Source organism: Streptomyces sp. NPDC051051, assembly GCF_040682975.1.
GTDB lineage: Bacteria > Actinomycetota > Actinomycetes > Streptomycetales > Streptomycetaceae > Streptomyces.
The window spans coordinates 1-1,402 of record NZ_JBFBCB010000147.1 but is presented as its reverse complement, the minus strand read 5'-3'; the positions used below and the strand labels follow the sequence as shown (position 1 = coordinate 1,402).

Genomic DNA, 1,402 nt, shown 5'->3' with positions numbered 1-1,402 from the left:
TAGTACTGCAACGGTGCTTGTGCTGATTGCTGACCAGTTTCAGGGACTGTGTCCGCGCCGTTTGTAGTGACTGATGCGGGCCTGGTGTTGTCGTCTGCGGCGCCATGTCGACCAGTGCAGGATGTGGTCGACGGGTGTGGGGCGGCGGTTGGTGAGGCGGGTGATCAGGCGTCTGATCTCGGCGAGGCTGAGGTGGATGAGCGGGGAGGATCCGTTTCTGCTTTGTCCGCATCCAGCTCTCGAGCCCGCAGGACGGTCAGGCAGGCGTGGGCGGCCATGGCCAGGGTCATGTGGCGGTGCCAGCCGGGATAGCGGCGGACCTGGTAGTCGTCCAGGCCGCACTCCTGTTTCGCGGTCTGGAAGCATTCCTCCACGGCCCAGCGGCTGCCCGCGATGCGGATCAGCTCATCGAGGGTGGTGCCGGCGGGGCAGTAGGCGATGTAGTAGGAGATCTCCTCGGGCCGGTGGACGCTGCGGCGGGCGAGGACCCAGTGTCGGCGATCGGGCCGGTGCCAGGGCCGGACCTCAACCCGCGCCCAGTCGTAGATCCGCCGGCCGTGGACGCCGTCGCCGCAGGAGCGGCGTTTCCACTTCTGCCGGGGCAGGTCGGGGAACAGGTCGTGGACGGGGTGGTCGAGGGCGAAGCGGGTGACGACGGTGTCGTGGCGGGTGGTGGCCATGACGTGGAAGACGTCCGCCTGCTCGAGCTCGTAGCGCCAGCCTTTGGAGAAGCCGTAGGCGGCGTCCGCGGTCACCCACCGGAAGGGCATCTTGTCGGCGATCGCTTTGCGGACCATCGCCTTGGCCATGGCCACCTTCGTGGCGAAGGCGACCGCGTCGTCGATGCCGGCCCGGCGGCACCGTTCCCGGTCATCCGTCCAGGAGGTAGGCAGATACAGCCGCCGGTCGATCAGTGTCCGCCCGCGGCTGGTGGCGTAGGCGAGGAAGACACCGATCTGGCAGTTCTCCGTCCGCCCGGCGGTGCCGGAGTACTGCCGCTGCACGCCGGCCGACCGCATCCCCTTCTTCAGGAAGCCGGTGTCGTCCACGATCAGGACGGCGTCCCGGTCACCCAGGTTGTCGACCACGTACCGGCGTACGTCATCGAGAACCTCGTCGGCGTCCCAGTCGATCCGGTTCAGCATCCGCTGGATACGGTCCGGACCGTCGTGGCCGGCCTCCTCCGCCAGCGTCCAGCCGTTCTTGCGCTGCAGCGGAGCAATCAGGCCCTGCATATACGCCAGCGCCGACTCCCTCGGCTCCGACCTGCTGAACCGGTGCACGAACCGCCCATGCACCGCCTCGAGTTCACTCGCCCACAACCTGACATCAGCAAGGTCCCCACCCATGACCAAACCAACGAACGAACTGGTCAGCAGTCACGGCAAGCACCGTTGCAGTA

General features: G+C 67.3%; 1 protein-coding gene. It reads right to left on the bottom strand.

Annotated elements, in window-relative coordinates:
* Window positions 1-164 precede the first annotated feature (164 nt).
* Window positions 165-1,349 carry an IS701 family transposase gene (locus tag AB0N31_RS36525; protein WP_366062844.1) on the bottom strand — a complete coding sequence of 395 codons (1,185 nt, stop codon included), beginning with the start codon at window positions 1,347-1,349 and terminating at the stop codon, window positions 165-167.
* Window positions 1,350-1,402: the final 53 nt, after the last annotated feature.